Below are 15,850 nucleotides of genomic sequence, written 5' to 3'. Positions count from 1 at the left end.
TATATTTGTCGTAGTCATCCTTTTCGGTTGTTGTGCTAAGCTCCAACATTATTCCAAAAGCGAGGTTGTTCGCGACAAAGTATCCAACTGCGGGCGAAAAATCAAAACTGCTTGTTTTGCCTCCGTCACCACTGTTATAGTCGGTTTCCCATTTAGACGATAATGAGGTAAAATCCAGACTGCTGGAAGCATCGAGAAGGATCTTCCCTTTCTCGGTTTGGGCATTGGCCACCAATGATAATCCTATCAATGTGGCCATTATAAAGCTGAATGCGATGTTTCTTTTCATTGACGTTAATTGTGGTTTTTTAAATTATTTAATTTTTTTGTTTGATATAATTGAAGTCGACTTGGTGCTCTCTACCTACATTGTTCTATCTTCGACAGCACATTTCACTAATGTACTTAACTTAAACTCCACGTACTCTCTATCTGCACAGATTGCAGCTAGTAACAGATGAACATCAAGGATATGCTATGATCCAATTTGACATTTTCAAATCACTTTCAGTAATTTCTTTTCGCTCTAGGACGATGTAATGCGAAACGATACTATCCCATGGTTCCCTCTCTATCACATTTGCATCGAAGAAGAACATTTGAGTTATGTTATCCTCGGCCAAAATTATTGTCCGAACGGACATTGTATCTCCTGCTTCAATTTTTTGAGTCTTATTGCCTTTATAAAAAGGAATAACTTCAATGTGAGATAACGCAGTATCGGGATAAGAACTTGAGACGCCAACGTAAATATCAGAATTGGATCTATTTATAATTTTAAGATGGCTCGGCACATTATCATCATCATGACAACTTGATGAATTTAAACCAATAAAACAAATGCCTAAAATGAGAAATGTTGTAATCTTTTTCATATTTATATGAGTTTAGTTTATTTTTTCGATATAAGATTTTCGTATAATTTCTGCCACCATTTGGGGCCCATTTGGTATTGATATTTTCCATATCTATTTGTATAGGATTGATTATATTCACTACCTAGAATTGGATAGGTCCAATACGACCAATTTGAATCACCAAAATAATTTCTAGCTCTGACATTGGCGTCCTGCTCTACCCAATAAGCATTATGCCGATCTTGACTATCCATTGCCCCTGCATTTATTAAGCTAGGCAAAGCGTAACCAAATAAATATCCCGGACCAACAGCCTGACTCTGCAAATAATGACCATATTCGTGCATAATATCATAATTTGTTGAGCCACTATCTATATTTATATACGAGCCAATGGTAAAACCACCCCATTTATCACTATAATGACGAACAACCGTTGCTCCGTGAAAATAACTTACGTCCTCGACATCACCAATCATATTAGACCCCTGTGAAGCAATATACCCCACAATCGTCTGGGGTAACTCCCATGTAAATCTCGATACTATCTGCTTAAGTGAGCCCGTGTATAAACCACCAATTATTTTTGCTTCATTTCTCAGAATAGTCCAATCCCCTGTAAAGATCCCTTGTCCCAAGCCTACTGCAGTAGTTATCGCAGTTATTGTAACAGCTACTGGAAAACCAATGACAACTGCCGCAGCATTCACTGCTGCATTGGCGAGCCATTTAACAGCTTTAACAAAAGGTTTGAATATTTTCCAGGTATATCCGCTTAAGTCTGTATAACGAAGTGGATTATTGATACAGTAAGAATATCTATTAAAGCTTTGAGTACCATCGGGCATCTGAACGTAAGGATCTGCACTAAGGAACCTTCCCACCACCGGGTCATACAACCGGCCATTCATATTTACCAGCTTGAACCAGGGCAGATACTCATGCGATGTAAAGCTTCTACCTGCAAGCAAATCTGGCTCTCCGCTCAGGGTGTACCCCCAATCATCCTTGTCTCGTCGTCGTCCCCAGGCATCGTAACTATATTCTGCTGTAACTGTGTTCGAGGTATTTACCACATGGGTAATATTGCCCAGGTAATCACGCAGTAGGTAGAAGTAATTTGTTGTGCCGCTTTCTTTTATCGCAACCACAGGGGCCGAGTAGGCATCGCCACCGATCCAGGTGTACTCTTTGGTTGTTGAGCCTTCGGTTTCCTTCATATAACTGTTACCGGCATACCAGCGTGTTAAAATGGTACTTGCCACCTGTACCACTTCCATTTTTGCCCGCTGCTGGTCACTGTTGTAGGTAAACGTAGCATAGTAATCACTTTCATCGATGGTGCTAACCTGCTCGAACGATGTATAAGTTGCTGTTTGCGTATCATCTGCTATTAAGCCCGTCGAGCTTTCAATGCCCGTTAGTGCGTAGGGGATCGTCGGGTGTTCATATACAAATATGGATCCCACATCACTCTTGGTTGTGATGTTCCCATTTGCATCGTAGTCCATAGTCAGGTTCTGGGGCCCTGTTACCGTTTGCAACCGGTCGAGGTTATCGTAAGTAAAACTTTCACTTTTACTTTTCAGGTAATTCTCGCGGGAATTCAGATTGCCTGTTACCGGGTTAAAGGAGTAACGGTAGTCCTGCCGATAAGAACCGCTGTTCTGGGCCTTGGAATAAGTGGGATACCCGTAACTGTCATATCCATACGTTCCGTATAAGCTGCTTCCGAATGTGGCTGCGGTTACCTGTTGGCGTTCGTTCATAGCCGTTATGGTATAGCGGGTTGCTCCGCCAGCCGAGATGTAATCCAGGTACCCGTAGCTATTGTAATGGTTTGTTTCCACAATCCCCGAAGGGTGTGTACGCGTTTCCAGCCTGCCCTTGCTATCATAGGTAAACCCGGTAGCGAGGGCTGTCGAGCCCGGTATTGCCTCTGAGATACTACTCACCCTACCTTTTGTGTCGTAACCGTAACTCCGGCTGACACTTCCAGGCGAACTAATGCTGGTAAGTTGTTTATTACCGTTGTAGCCATATGTAGTAGTACCTTCCGGAGATACTTTTGTATTTATACGCCCATCAGCATGGTAATTAAAGGTTGTTGTCTGGCTCCTCCCATTCTTCTGGGTTTTTAATTGTCCCAGCGAATTATAGGTATATTCAATCGTTCCGGCGCTTGGATCGATCAATTTCGTTTGGTTACGGGCAGCATCGTTGTATTCCATCGATGTAACAGCGTTCCCGGGAGCCGTGATGGTCTTCACCTTCCCGTCAGGGTAGTAGGCATAAATAATATCACCTCCGCTATCATGTGCCTGAGTCACCAGCCCTTGGCTGTCCGTTTCTTTCCAGCTTGTTTTACCACCGGTGGTTTCCGTAACCCGGCTGTTCCCAAAGGTATAGGCGAATGTACTGTTTTGTCCCGACGCTCTGGTGACACCGGTAAGCTGACCATAGCTGTTATAACTGTTGGTGTTCCACAATGACGGTGAAGACGAGGTACTAGGTTCCGAGACGCGGTAAAGCTGTCCTTTTGTGTTGTATTCGGTAACAGTATAGATATAAGAACCGCTAAAGCCAAGTCCCTCCGAACGGATCTCTCTTACCAGTTGATCATACCAGGTTTTGGTAATTGAACCATCATTGCCTGACTGTTGCACATAGTAACTGGCGTTGGTTGGTCCCCCGGTTAAACCCCAGTTGTAGGCAGTCGTCTTTACAAAGCCGTCCGGAGTTGTCTCCGTTGCGATCCGCCCAAAATTATCATATGTAAACGAGGTGGTGTTATTCAGATAATCCACCTGCGAATTTATCCTGCCGTAAGAGTCATAATTATTGGTTGTCGTGTGCCCTAACGGATCGGTTGTTGTTTTTACCCTCACCCCATTGGTCTCATAGGTGTAATTGGTCTGGCTGGCCCCGATACTACCACCGTAAACGTAGACCTGGCTTAAGTTCCCTTTGCTGTCGTAATCGTGGTTTTGATAATACTCAAGACTGGTTCCCTGGTAGTAAGTTATAAAATCCGGTTTTAGTATCCCATCCGTATTGTAAGTATATGAAACCGTATTGCTAACCGAAGATTCTCCGCCTTTTGAATATGTTACCGTTTTTGTGTCCGCCTTGCCCAGCAACCAGTTAGTTGCATCGTTGGTATACTGGATGTTTGTGGATTCGCTCGCCCCATTGTCAAAGGTTTTGACGGACGAAGTCAGGTTTCCGTAGGTATCATAATTTGCGGTCTGTGTCACGCTGTGCCCTGTCAGGCTGCTATTTTGTGTCGAAGAAGAAATGTAGGGCCAGATAATTCCTGAAACAGTGGTTTTGTATGACCAGCTATTGTTGGTTGTAGAAAGCGTGGTTGAAGAGTACTTATTAACTGCAGACAGGAGCCTGGGGTAAAAATAAGACGTATGATAGTCGTAATTGCTTTCTGTTTTCATATTACTGGCTACATCGGTGGCTGTCATTTTCGAATAACATAAAAAGCCTTTCCCCTGACGATGAATTTTAGCACCTTCATAAGTGTAATTTATAGTGTTTAAACTCCCCAGCCCGTTACCAGTCTGGATGGACGATACAACTGGCAGAGCTCCCTGGAAATCACAAACTGGAAAGGTGGCCCCGGTGCCTTTCGTATAAGGCGCTCCATATTGAGAAAGAGTTTTATAAGTAATCTTAGTCAGCCTATTCAATCCATCAGATATCTTCTCCAGTAGAATCCTGTTTTTTGAGCCTGAGCGATACATTTGATAACCGTTCCACCAGGGTGACAAACCGTCGGTGCACATAAAGTCTGAACGCCCGTCACCGTCATAATCCGAAACATAATAGCTGTGGGTTGAAGAGGGATAGGACGGTAAGGAATTAGTGTAAAAATCAGACCCTTCATTTTTACTGATGTAGAAGTAAGTACCGGTCCAGCTTTCATTCGAGGAACTGACCATTACATCGGTCGCTCCATCCCCATTGAAATCACCCAGCCGGACATAGTCATTCTTCAGGTTCGTTTTTTTTCGGGGAATGGAGTTTTTGGAAAAACCGGTTCCGGTAGATAGTTGGATTTGCCAATCCGACCAGTCATACTCGGTACTCCCATTCTTGTAACCATAGAGGAAGATATCCACTTTCCCGTCTCCGTTAAAATCACCCAGGTTAAAAAAGTGATTTCTGGTAGGCCAGGTGGAAGTGTAGAGCTGTGTTAGTGAAGACCCGTTAAAGGAGTATATTTTCACACCGGAATCATCAAAACTCCAGATGTCGGGATTTCCATCCCCGTTGAAGTCACCTGTTAATACTTGCTTATTTAAGGTACTTATCGTACCCGAGGCCCTGAGTGTCATTGATCCCAATACCCCGGAGGAACTCCCCATGGAATACACTTTCCAGTTCCCGCTTCCATCGTTGATAAATAAATCATTGATACCATCTCCGGTTAAGTCTGCACCGGAAATTTCATTGTCATTTTCCTGTTTGTCTGACTTACGTCTTTTTTTGCCACTATATCCCGTTTCACTATTATTTGACAAGGAACATAAAGTATAGGCTGTACCCAGCGCAGAGCCTGAGTTTATACAATATTTAAAAGTTGATGTACTGCCGCTTACACTTTCAAAAACCACATCGTCTTTTCCGTCTGCGTTCAAGTCTATAGCGTAAATATCGTCCAGTGTGCCAAAGCTATAAGAGGTATTTGAGAAAAGCAGATAGAAATTATCACTTCCGTCACCGTAATAAATTTTGTAGCCGGTCCAGGTGGCCCCTTTCGAAGCATCCGGTAGACACAGAAAATCGGCCTTGCCATCTCCATTAAAATCGCCAGTAACTAATTTTGACTTATAGGTCACATAACTATGAGTTGTGTTGTAAACAGTTTGGGTAAAAGACACATTGTCCGGTGTTTGATAGGTGAAGGCCGTTGAGTTCATCCGGGTACTTCCAATCCCGTATTCAACAACTTCGTTCAAAACAGAATACCTGGTATAATTGGATGACGTGTAGTTGTATTTAAACTCGTACTTTTTTACCACATTCGAATTGTATTTAACTTCGATCTTATCCAATATCAGGTTTTCATCAATTTTATTCCCCTTTAAGTAGTAAGAAGTTTTATCGCTTCGGCTTTTATAGTAGAATGTAACCGTGTTGGGACCATAGGTAATCTCGCCAAGATAGATTGAACCGTTATCCTTGATGTATGCATAGTCCATCTCGTTACCGTAAACGTCGGTAACTTTGTTCATGTACCAGTTTACAACTTCATTTACCCCTGTAATCGTTTGATCTGCGTCACTGTCATAGCCGTACTGGCATTTCAAACCATTTTTGGTTTCGGCAAAGAACTGCGTTGGTCCATAGCTCCCGGTATAACAGGTCACCCGTGTAAAAATGTCTGTTTCTGTCCGGTACTGTGATGCATTTGATCCATAGGTACCGGAAGTGCATTTCAACCGTAGCCCATCAAGGCTGAAACGGTCATTGCTATCCAGGTTAATGCCACCTGAAGTACCGTCAGAATAATACGTTTGGGGGCTTCGGGTTATGGCTGATATTCCGAATATGTTCCACCCATACCCTGCGATACCCGGCCCTTCCATACTATTATAGGTAATGGTCAGTGTTGGTTGCAGGCCGCCGATCCCCGGAGCCACATCGATGGGAATAGAATAAGTTGCACCGCCGACCGGACTAATATCAAAGGAACCATTGGTGGTACCCACCTGATAAGACGTGTTCAGACTACGCGTTTCCGGATCAACAATAGTATAATTGTAGGAAATATCACCGGTAACTACCGGGTTCATAATATCTGCAGTCATCGTACCGCCACTGGGCGTATAACTATAGTTGTTTTCGAAAGTGATACTGTTGCGTGCGTAATGCCATTTTGTACCACTTTCGGTGCCGGAGACACTAATATCAAAATCCTGTCCCCAACTGGTTTGTATCCCCAAACTAACAAGTAGGATGGGGATAATATGCTTTAGCTTTAGTTTCATTTTCAGTTTAGTTAATCTTTTGAAATAGAAATTACAATTAACACCGAAATGTCCGTTTTCCAGCGACCATAAATGATGAAAGAAGTTGTCGGTGCTAATCTAAAAAGCTTTATTCTTTGACGATTTTCCATTGGGAAACCTCTTCTCCTGATGCTATGCGCAGGAGGTACATCCCCGGAGGGTGGTTATATAAATCAACCTGGGTTATTTCATCGCTCACCACCTGATCCGAGATTAGTGCTCCCTGCATGTTATATACCTGTAGAACTACACGTTTTTCATTTCCTTGCAGAGGGATTTCAACTCGTAACAACCCTTTAGTCGGGTTGGGGTAGATTTTGATCTCACGGTTATCCAGAGTCTCTTCAAAGACTTCCTGCTCCTGGCTTTCACCCAGAGCTGATGCCAGACTTGCACTTTTAAGTGTGATCAAATGTCGGTCAATCCTGTTGCCGGAACCATCATATCCAAAACCAAATACCTTGGTTTGTGAGAAGGATGATATACTAAAAGACAATGCTGCCAGCAGCGAAATTGTCATTAAACAATACCTGTGTTTCATGACAGCTTAGTTTTTAGTTGCCTGAAGTTCTTCTACCTTTGCTCTAAGCTCTTCAATTACTTGTTGCTGTTCCTGAAACGCTTTAACCAGAACCGGAATAAGCTCTGTGTAACGGATGCCCAATACGCCGTTTTTATCTTTTACAACGATCTCAGGAAAAATCTCCTGCATTTCCTGGGCAATAAAACCCATCTGCTCTGCATTCACATCCACATCCACATCCGCTTCATTGCCTGGTCTTACGTGTGGCTTCATCTTATAAGAAACAGGTCGAAGCTCTTTTAATCGATCACTTGCGGAGTTCAGATTTTTAATTTCTGTTTTTAGGTTAGCGTCTGAATAGTAAATATCACAATAATAGAAATAACCCTGGTAAGCATAAACTTCATCCCACATATAACTATAGTTCCCAAGAGATGACCAGCCCGAATTGGGGTAAAATTCGCCGTATTGATAGATCAGAGCATCTCCGTTATCATTGACCCGGAAGGTTCCACTAACATCCAGCTGATAGGTAGGGCTGGTGTTGTTAATCCCTACTTTACCGGTACTGTTGACTTTGATTTGCGCCTTAGCAGCAAGACAAAATAGGCTGAAGACGGCCAGAAGTAAAACATTTTTCATAATAATATTTTTAATTTTTTAAGAAATCAAGTGAGATTAACATGCCGTATTTCGGGCATCAAGGTAAATGTATTAAGATAAATAAATGCTGTTTATTAGATATATAAACGACTCAGATCGGTCATCTAACCTAGGGGGACACAGACAGTCCAATCTGATTCTACGCATCTTCCTTTGGGGAAGGGAACAGGCTCTCTAATCCATTGTTAAAAAGAGATTAGAAATGTTGGCAAGTACACAAAAACTTCACTGAGCTTTGCCTGTTAATTCTTGTTGATACTTAAAAGGTTCCCGAAAAAATAAGTGATATATATCAATTGACATATTTTTTAACACTATAGGATATTTCTCGTATATCACAGATGTCATCAGAGAGGATAAAAACAGTGTGTTCATGAATCAGATTTGCATTTTTGAATTATACTGACATTGTGTAGACGCTTCATTTTTTTTATTCCTATTTTCTGGCAACATAAACATCAATACTTAACTTATAGGCTCAACGAGTGATTCTAATCTCAATATTCTTATTTAAGGCCAAGGTACTCCAGTAAGGATTGCTTCGGACTGATTTTCTTCCATTTCTTACCTGTTTCTTTAATAACATCATCGTCAAGCGTTTCCAAGGCTTTGTTCTTCTGCTCGGTAGATACAAAAATGTATCGCATGGTCGTGTTTATGTCCGCATGGCCCATCAGCCTTTGGATGGCAACAATGCTAAGACCTTGCTCTAGCCAATGACTTGCGCGGGCATGCCTAAGACTGTGACAATGAAGATTAATCGGAACTTCCGGATTTGACTGATTTGCCTTGAATGCATATATCTTCAGTCGGTTGCTTATAACGACTTATTTATACTGTTTACAAATTTCCCATCTGTCGAAAATCCAATCAACGAACCGGATCATTTTTCCTATTTTTGCGACTTCAAATTATCCGGAATGTACTATTCAACGATCATCATACTTGCCATGGGACTGTCGGTCGATTCATTTGCCGTTTCGGTCACCAGCGGACTTAGTCTTCCTAAAATTCGTTTTTTCGATGCCGTAAAACTGGCTTTCCTTTTAGCCCTTTTCCAGGCCATGATGCCCGTTCTGGGTTGGATACTTGAAAACAGTATCAAGCAATGGATTGAACCGGTTGATCATTGGATCGCATTCGGAATTCTTTCGCTCATTGGCGGAAAAATGATTCTGGAAAATCTGAAAGAAAAAGAAGAGAAACAATTTCTCGACCCTATGATTTTCAGAGTTGCTGTAGTGCTGGCATTTGCCACAAGCATTGATGCGATGGCAGTTGGCTTCAGCATGGCTCTAATCATGGACAAAATCACTCCGGCTGTCATCATCATCGGGAGTATTACATTCATTGCTTCCATGCTGGGCATACTAATCGGAAAAAAAACGGGGCCGAAAGTTTCAAAATACACCGAGATTATTGGAGGAATTGTACTTATAACGATCGGCGCAAAAATTCTTTTCGAACATTTACAGGCGGCTTGACATTCGGCGTGGTTGTTAAATAGCCCATGTTTACCTTCTGTAATTGATCGGCATTTGATTGACGCACTGATCTGTTTTTTAGCTTTCCCCGGAATCACAGAAATCTTGATTAGTCAACACAACTAACCCCGCTACATAAAGGACACTCTTTAGCGCCCTCCTCTTCCTTTTCTGAATTTTTTGGTTTTGGACAAATGCTTGGGCGCATTAACAACCTTGTTTTTCTTCTCTCCCGGACGTCGTTTTTTTTCATGAAAGGCACCCTGAAAAGTTGGATCCTCAATTTTTTTCTGCCGGTCAATTTCCCGCAGCTGTCCCTGACTTTCCGGTTTTGGCGTAGGTGGAATTTCAACTTCAGCCGGAATTTCCACCTCCGGAATCGTCATCCGGATTATCGCTTCAATTTTCTTTAAATGATATTCTTCAGCCGGATTTATCAACGTGATCGCTTCACCAATATTATTGGCCCGGGCTGTTCGTCCAATCCGGTGCACATAGTCCTCGTAACGCTGAGGCAAATCGAAATTAATGACATGGGATATCATGCTAACATCCAGTCCCCGAGCCGAAACATCGGTTGAAATCAGAATCCGCACGTCGCCTTCCTTAAACGCGTTGATCGCATTAATACGTGTATTTTGTCCTTTATTAGAGTGAAGAATTCGCTTTTGCCCTTCAACCTTACGTTTGATCACCTTAAAGACACTTTCAGCGTTTTCTTTGGTCCGGACAAAAATAATTACCCGACTAAACGTTTCTTCATCCAATAGCAAATGCTGAATTAGGTTCAGCTTTGTTTTAAAGTTCGGCACTTTGTAATAGGATTGTTTCACCAACTGCGCCGGTGTTGCCGATGGAGCCACTTCAACCCGCTCGGGGGAAACCAAAAACTCCTGACTCATCGTTTCAACCTGTTCATTAAAGGTGGCTGAAAATAGCAGATTCTGTCGTTTCACCGGAATAACCTCCAGTAACTGCCTGATCTGAGGCATAAAGCCCATGTCAAGCATTCGGTCTGCCTCATCAATGACCAACGTTTTAATTTTCTTCAGCGAAACAGCACCGGATTTGTACAAATCCCACAAACGGCCCGGAGTAGCAACTAAAATATCAATCCCCGGCTTAATCAGATCGGCATGTTTGGTCCAACCAATACCGCCGTAAATGGCTGCATGGCGCAGGTTGCTGTAGGTAGTCAGTTCTTCAATGTCTTCACCCACCTGAATTGAAAGTTCACGGGTTGGAACCAAGATCAGTACACGGGGATCGTCGCCTTCTGCTTTTATTAACTTGGAAAAAATAGGGAGCAGATACGCTGCTGTTTTGCCGGTACCTGTTTGGGCAATTCCCAACACATCGACCCCCGACCGAACAACCGGAATTGCTTGTTCCTGAATGGGAGTTGGGGTTTCGAATCCGATTTCACCCAACCCTTTTAAAATTGATTTAATGACTTTTAAGTCTTCGAATGTAGTTGCCATGGCGCAAAGATAGAGAAAAGCTTCAAGTTCCAAGTTTCTAATTCGAATTACAAATTTTGTTCTCCGATAAAGTTTAGCCAGTTCCCAATCACTATTGCGTTGAACACTCCAATGGTCATCAATTCAACCTGTACATTTTGCCGGGCAAGCTAGCGACTAAACCATTAAACTCAAGCCCTAACAACAGTGCGGACACCCTCCCCATTGGCATCTGAAGTTGCTGACATAACTGGTCAATATAAACAGGGCTGCCCGACATAATATCCATCACTTTTTGTTCCTCGGCAGTAAGGGTAACAAACAATTGCTTTTGGATTTTCTGTGTTGTCCTGGCTTTTTTTTGCCAGCCCATAAAATACTCCAGATCGTCGAGGTTTTGAATGAGGCACGCCTTATTTTGTTTGATTAGTGTATTACAGCCTTTGGAGAAATTGTCGGAATTACGACCAGGGACCGCAAAAACATCCCGATTATACGAGCCGGCAATATCGGCAGTAACCAACGATCCTCCTTTTTCAGCCGACTCAACCACGATGGTCGCATCAGTTAAGCCGGCAATAATCCGGTTTCGGCGCAAAAAATTTTGTCGTTCAATTTTGGTATCACTGATAAAATCGGTAATAACTCCTCCTGACGCCAACATTTTTTCCGCCATCGATCGATGCAACGCGGGATAAATTTGATCGAGCCCATGTGCCAGGACTCCCCATGTAGGCACTCCATGTTGTAAGCTCGCTTTGTGTGCGGCTGAATCGATCCCGTAAGCCAAGCCACTCACAACCGCATATCCATCGCGTGTTGCCATCTCTGAGATTAACTCGTCACATACCTTTTTACCGTAATCAGTCGCATTTCGGGTTCCAACAATGGCCACCAGTTTTTCCGCGTTCCAGTTTATATTTCCTTTTGAAAAAAGAATCAGAGGAGCGTCAACACAGCGTTTCAGCCGAGTCGGATAATCGTCATCCAAATAAAAAGTGGTTTTAATTTTGTGCTTTTCGATAAAAAGGAGCTCTTGCTTCCCTCGTTCGAGATCCCGATTCTCAACGATACTGCGGGCGACAACCGGACCAATGCCGGGAACTTTTTTAAAATGACTCTCTTTAGCTTCAAAAATCGCCTCCACACTCCCCATGTAGGCTATCAGGTTTTTAGCGTTGATACAACCAACACCAGGAATCAAAGAAAGAGCAATGTGATATGGAAGTTGTTCGGAGGATAACATACTAAAAAAGGTTTATGTCAATTTAAACCTTTCTCTACGAATTCGCAAATGTCAGCGATTTTTCATCAGGCTATTCAAGTCGTTTTCGATTAACTGAATTTCACTTTTTGTCAACCCAACTAAGCTCACTTCCGGATATTCAGCAATTCCTTTGCTGGTTTTAACTGCCAGATACAAATCTGAAAATGCCATATAACGCTTTATCTTAACAAAATACAGCAGACTTTTATCAAACTCAATTGAATTGTATTCTTTGCCGAAAAAAGCAATAACCGGATAGTATCGAATCATTACTTTTGAGCCCTCGGAACTATAATAGACATAGTTGATATTAACAAACTGAACTACTATAATGCTAAAAACCAACAGCCCTCCCGAAATAAGCGCACCAACATTATTTTCTATCCAAACAAAAAACAGGGTTATCAGCACCATAAGTACCATCGTCAGGTTGAAGCTTCGCTTAATCGTTGTCGTACGTTTTTTGTTCGATAGTTCCATGTTTCGCTGTTGATTTGTAAATAATTACCACCCGGAACTTTTAAATTCCCAGAGCTTTCTTTTTTTTTTAACTTTGCCACCACCAAAAAAAACAGGTGATGACTGCATCAAATATACATTCGAATATCATCTTTTCCCAACAGATTGAGAAGGAACTGGACAAGATCGTCGGCAGTTTCGCAACCGGGAAAGTATTCTTACTAACGGAGGAAACACCGGCAAAGTTGTGTCTGCCATTGATTCAACCCTTAATCGACAAATACCAAATTCGCGTTATTGAAATTAAGGGTGGAGAAACGCATAAATCGATTCGCTCGGTTGAGCAGGTCTGGGAAGTGCTGTCGAAATTTGGCGCCGACCGCAAATCGCTACTAATTAATATTGGTGGAGGAATGCTCACCGATTTAGGCGGTTTTGCCGCATCGACCTTCAAACGTGGAATGGCTTTCGTGAATATTCCTACAACCTTGCTCGCTCAGGTCGATGCCTCGTTGGGAGGAAAAACCGGAATCAACTTTAATGGACTAAAAAATGAGATTGGTGTGTTTAACGAACCGGACACCGTAATCATCAACACGAATTTTCTGAAAACCATCGATCACGAAAACTTTCTGTCGGGCTATGCTGAAATGTTAAAGCACGGACTGATAAAAAGCACCGACCATTGGGATGAATTAATGGACTATGACCTGGCAGAAATTGACTACGAATCGCTTCAGGAAATCATAGCCCATTCGGTTGCCGTGAAAGAATGGCATGTTTTGAATGACCTCACCGAGAAGAATATCCGGAAAGCGTTGAACTTTGGCCATACCGTTGGCCATGCATTTGAAAGCTACGCGTTGCATGAAGGCCGCCCTATTCTGCATGGTCACGCTGTTGTTTACGGAATGATCGCGGAGCTTTACCTTTCGGCAAAAAAATGCGGATTTGATCCGACATTATTGCAGTCGGTATCCGAATGGATGCTCGCCAAGTATGGTAAATTCAATATCACCACTTCCGACTACGAGGCGCTCTACGAACTAATGACGCACGATAAAAAGAACGAAGGCAGCCGAATTAATTTCACCTTAATTTCGGAAATAGGCCAGGTAGAAATAAATCAGGACTGCTCGAAAGAACTGATCTTTGAAGCTCTTGACTACTACCGAAAATTGACAGTTTAAGTATTTTTTACTTTTGACTAAATATGAAACGAACATGTTGCGCTGGACACATGCACCAGTTGAAAATAGTTTCAGCAACATGTAAGTTCCATCAGACAATTAAAAAACAAATTATTTACGGATGAAGTTTCAAGTTTCCAAATCGGACAGAAAGGTATACGGTACCATTAATTTACCGGCCTCTAAAAGTATTGCCAACCGTGCACTAATTATTCACGCCTTAAGTTACAGCCCTTACGAGATTAAGAACCTCTCGGATAGCGACGATACTAAAGTGATGAAAAAGGTGCTGGAATCGAACACAAACTTGTTTGATATTGGCCACGCCGGAACGGCCATGCGTTTCCTCACCGCTTTCCTTTCACAAATTGTTGGCGAATGGGTGATCACCGGTTCCGACCGCATGAAACAACGTCCGATAAAAGTACTGGTTGATGCGTTGATAGAACTAGGCGCAAAAATTGAATACGCTGAAAACGAAGGCTTTCCTCCCCTGCGCATTCATGGTTCGCACTTAAAAGGTAAAATATTGGAGCTGGACGGAAGTATCAGCAGCCAGTATATTTCAGCGTTACTGATGATCGCTCCTACTTTGGAAGGAGGATTGACACTTCGCCTGAAAAATAAAATCACCTCTCGTTCCTACATAGAAATGACATTGAACCTGATGAAACAATTTGGGGTCAATTCAGTGTGGAAAGGCAACGAAATTTACATCGCGGAACAAAAATACCAACCAATTGAATATACCTGCGAAGGCGATTGGTCGGGAGCGTCATACTGGTACGAGTTGTTGGCTTTAGCCGACGAAGGCGAGATTGTATTGCCAAACCTGCAACTCATGAGCCTTCAGGGAGACTGCGCCATTGCCCCTTGGTTTAAACCTTTTGGGGTTGAAAGTGAAGTGACTTCAGATGGAATTGTAATTCGGAAGACTGCCAACATTCAACCGAAAAAATTAACGCTCGACTTCCTGGAAAACCCGGATATCGCTCAAACCATGGCAGTACTATGCGTAATGAAAGAGGTGCCCTTCCACTTCACCGGCCTGGAAACACTAAAAATTAAAGAAACAAACCGTATTGCGGCTTTACAAGACGAGCTGTCGAAATTCGGTGCTCGCCTCGACGAACCAAAACACGGTGAACTTAGCTGGGATGGCTCATTCCCTTTCAAAAAACAAGAGGTGCCACTCATTCTGACCTATCACGACCACCGCATGGCATTAGCGTTTGCTCCGGCTGCCCTATTCAACCCGATTGAAATTGACGAACCGATGGTTGTTACAAAATCCTATCCTGCTTATTATGAAGATCTGAAACTCGTTGGATTCGACATAAAACAGATATAACGAGGCACAAAAAACAGACAAGGCAACGAACAATATTCGTTGCCTTTTTTATGGTAACACCTCAGGAGTATGATTTCCTCAATCGAGGAGATTAAAAGAGTTGACCATTCAAACGAATAACAGAGAGCTATCAACAAAGGCAGTTTATCTTCTTTCCCGAAAAAAAGCAGTCATCAGGTCGCCACAATCTTCGGCCATTACTCCTGCCAAAACTTCAGTTTTAGGATGAAGACCTTTGGGCGCAAATTTCGTAAATCCTCGCTTTTCATCACTGGCTCCGTAAACCAACCGGCCTAATTGAGCCCAGCCAAGAGCTCCGGCACACATCACACAGGGCTCGAGCGTAACAAACAGAGTGCATTCGTTTAGATATTTTCCCCCAAGTAAATTGGCTGCAGCGGTAACGGCCTGCATTTCAGCGTGCGCAGTAACATCAGTCAAGGTTTCTGTTAAATTATGGGCTCTGGCAATAATCCGGTTATTGGCAACAATCACCGCTCCAACCGGTATCTCACCTTTCTCGTAAGCTTGTTGTGCTTCCTGGAAAGCACGTTTCATAAAATAGACATC

General features: G+C 42.7%; 13 protein-coding genes. 3 read left to right on the top strand and 10 right to left on the bottom strand.

The genetic code is table 11. The features are described from left to right. From ABZD21_RS18640 to ABZD21_RS18615, 6 genes are all read right to left on the bottom strand, one after another. A partial coding sequence (locus ABZD21_RS18640) for a hypothetical protein (protein WP_372776641.1) occupies positions 1-289 on the bottom strand: 289 nt, incomplete at its 3' end. A 175-nt stretch (positions 290-464) separates the two neighbouring features. Continuing rightward, positions 465-875, bottom strand: a complete 411-nt coding sequence (locus tag ABZD21_RS18635; protein ID WP_372776640.1) for a hypothetical protein — start codon at positions 873-875, stop codon at positions 465-467. Positions 876-892: 17 nt separating this feature from the next. Then, entirely contained in the window at positions 893-6,862 is a 5,970-nt protein-coding gene (locus ABZD21_RS18630) for an FG-GAP-like repeat-containing protein (RefSeq protein WP_372776639.1), read from the bottom strand. Positions 6,863-6,971: 109 nt separating this feature from the next. Beyond that, a complete protein-coding gene (locus ABZD21_RS18625; protein WP_372776638.1) occupies positions 6,972-7,424 on the bottom strand; it encodes a T9SS type A sorting domain-containing protein in 453 nt (150 codons plus the stop codon). Between the two features lie 6 nt (positions 7,425-7,430). Beyond that, positions 7,431-8,048, bottom strand: coding sequence for a tail fiber domain-containing protein (locus tag ABZD21_RS18620; RefSeq protein ID WP_372776637.1), 618 nt, complete (start codon positions 8,046-8,048; stop codon positions 7,431-7,433). A gap of 527 nt (positions 8,049-8,575) precedes the next feature. After that, complete coding sequence (locus tag ABZD21_RS18615; RefSeq protein WP_372776642.1) at positions 8,576-8,830, bottom strand: tyrosine-type recombinase/integrase; 255 nt, start codon at positions 8,828-8,830, stop codon at positions 8,576-8,578. Between the two features lie 159 nt (positions 8,831-8,989). On the opposite strand from ABZD21_RS18615, the gene ABZD21_RS18610 reads away from it, so the two are divergent. Next, on the top strand, positions 8,990-9,553 hold the full coding sequence (locus ABZD21_RS18610; protein ID WP_372776636.1) for a manganese efflux pump MntP family protein: 564 nt from the start codon (positions 8,990-8,992) through the stop codon (positions 9,551-9,553). Positions 9,554-9,702: 149 nt separating this feature from the next. On the opposite strand, the gene ABZD21_RS18605 is transcribed toward ABZD21_RS18610, so the two are convergent. From ABZD21_RS18605 to ABZD21_RS18595, 3 genes are all read right to left on the bottom strand, one after another. Beyond that, complete coding sequence (locus ABZD21_RS18605) at positions 9,703-11,034, bottom strand: DEAD/DEAH box helicase (protein ID WP_372776635.1); 1,332 nt, start codon at positions 11,032-11,034, stop codon at positions 9,703-9,705. Positions 11,035-11,152: 118 nt separating this feature from the next. Further along, positions 11,153-12,259, bottom strand: a complete 1,107-nt coding sequence (gene dprA, locus ABZD21_RS18600) for a DNA-processing protein DprA (RefSeq protein ID WP_372776634.1) — start codon at positions 12,257-12,259, stop codon at positions 11,153-11,155. A gap of 51 nt (positions 12,260-12,310) precedes the next feature. Further along, positions 12,311-12,760 carry a hypothetical protein gene (locus tag ABZD21_RS18595; RefSeq protein ID WP_372776633.1) on the bottom strand — a complete coding sequence of 150 codons (450 nt, stop codon included), beginning with the start codon at positions 12,758-12,760 and terminating at the stop codon, positions 12,311-12,313. A 98-nt stretch (positions 12,761-12,858) separates the two neighbouring features. On the opposite strand from ABZD21_RS18595, the gene aroB reads away from it, so the two are divergent. Continuing rightward, a complete protein-coding gene (aroB, locus tag ABZD21_RS18590) occupies positions 12,859-13,929 on the top strand; it encodes a 3-dehydroquinate synthase (protein WP_372776632.1) in 1,071 nt (356 codons plus the stop codon). 121 nt (positions 13,930-14,050) lie between these two features. After that, positions 14,051-15,280 carry a 3-phosphoshikimate 1-carboxyvinyltransferase gene (locus ABZD21_RS18585; RefSeq protein WP_372776631.1) on the top strand — a complete coding sequence of 410 codons (1,230 nt, stop codon included), beginning with the start codon at positions 14,051-14,053 and terminating at the stop codon, positions 15,278-15,280. A 144-nt stretch (positions 15,281-15,424) separates the two neighbouring features. Here the strand turns inward: ABZD21_RS18585 and ABZD21_RS18580 are convergent. Further along, on the bottom strand, positions 15,425-15,850 hold a 426-nt coding region (locus ABZD21_RS18580), incomplete at its 5' end, for a nucleoside deaminase (RefSeq protein WP_372776630.1).

It is taken from the genome of Mangrovibacterium sp. (genome assembly GCF_041596335.1).
In the GTDB taxonomy this organism is placed as follows: domain Bacteria; phylum Bacteroidota; class Bacteroidia; order Bacteroidales; family Prolixibacteraceae; genus Mangrovibacterium.
The sequence above is the reverse complement of the archived record's forward strand: the minus strand, read 5'-3'. Positions and strand labels throughout refer to the sequence as shown.

Bases quoted from the DNA above. Each gene is read 5' to 3' on its own strand.
- ABZD21_RS18635 (WP_372776640.1), bottom strand. From the start codon at position 875: ATGAAAAAGATTACAACATTTCTCATTTTAGGCATTTGTTTTATTGGT.
- ABZD21_RS18630 (WP_372776639.1), bottom strand. From the start codon at position 6,862: ATGAAACTAAAGCTAAAGCATATTATCCCCATCCTACTTGTTAGTTTG.
- ABZD21_RS18625 (WP_372776638.1), bottom strand. From the start codon at position 7,424: ATGAAACACAGGTATTGTTTAATGACAATTTCGCTGCTGGCAGCATTG.
- ABZD21_RS18620 (WP_372776637.1), bottom strand. From the start codon at position 8,048: ATGAAAAATGTTTTACTTCTGGCCGTCTTCAGCCTATTTTGTCTTGCT.
- ABZD21_RS18610 (WP_372776636.1), top strand. From the start codon at position 8,990: ATGTACTATTCAACGATCATCATACTTGCCATGGGACTGTCGGTCGAT.
- ABZD21_RS18605 (WP_372776635.1), bottom strand. From the start codon at position 11,034: ATGGCAACTACATTCGAAGACTTAAAAGTCATTAAATCAATTTTAAAA.
- dprA (WP_372776634.1), bottom strand. From the start codon at position 12,259: ATGTTATCCTCCGAACAACTTCCATATCACATTGCTCTTTCTTTGATT.
- ABZD21_RS18595 (WP_372776633.1), bottom strand. From the start codon at position 12,760: ATGGAACTATCGAACAAAAAACGTACGACAACGATTAAGCGAAGCTTC.
- aroB (WP_372776632.1), top strand. From the start codon at position 12,859: ATGACTGCATCAAATATACATTCGAATATCATCTTTTCCCAACAGATT.
- ABZD21_RS18585 (WP_372776631.1), top strand. From the start codon at position 14,051: ATGAAGTTTCAAGTTTCCAAATCGGACAGAAAGGTATACGGTACCATT.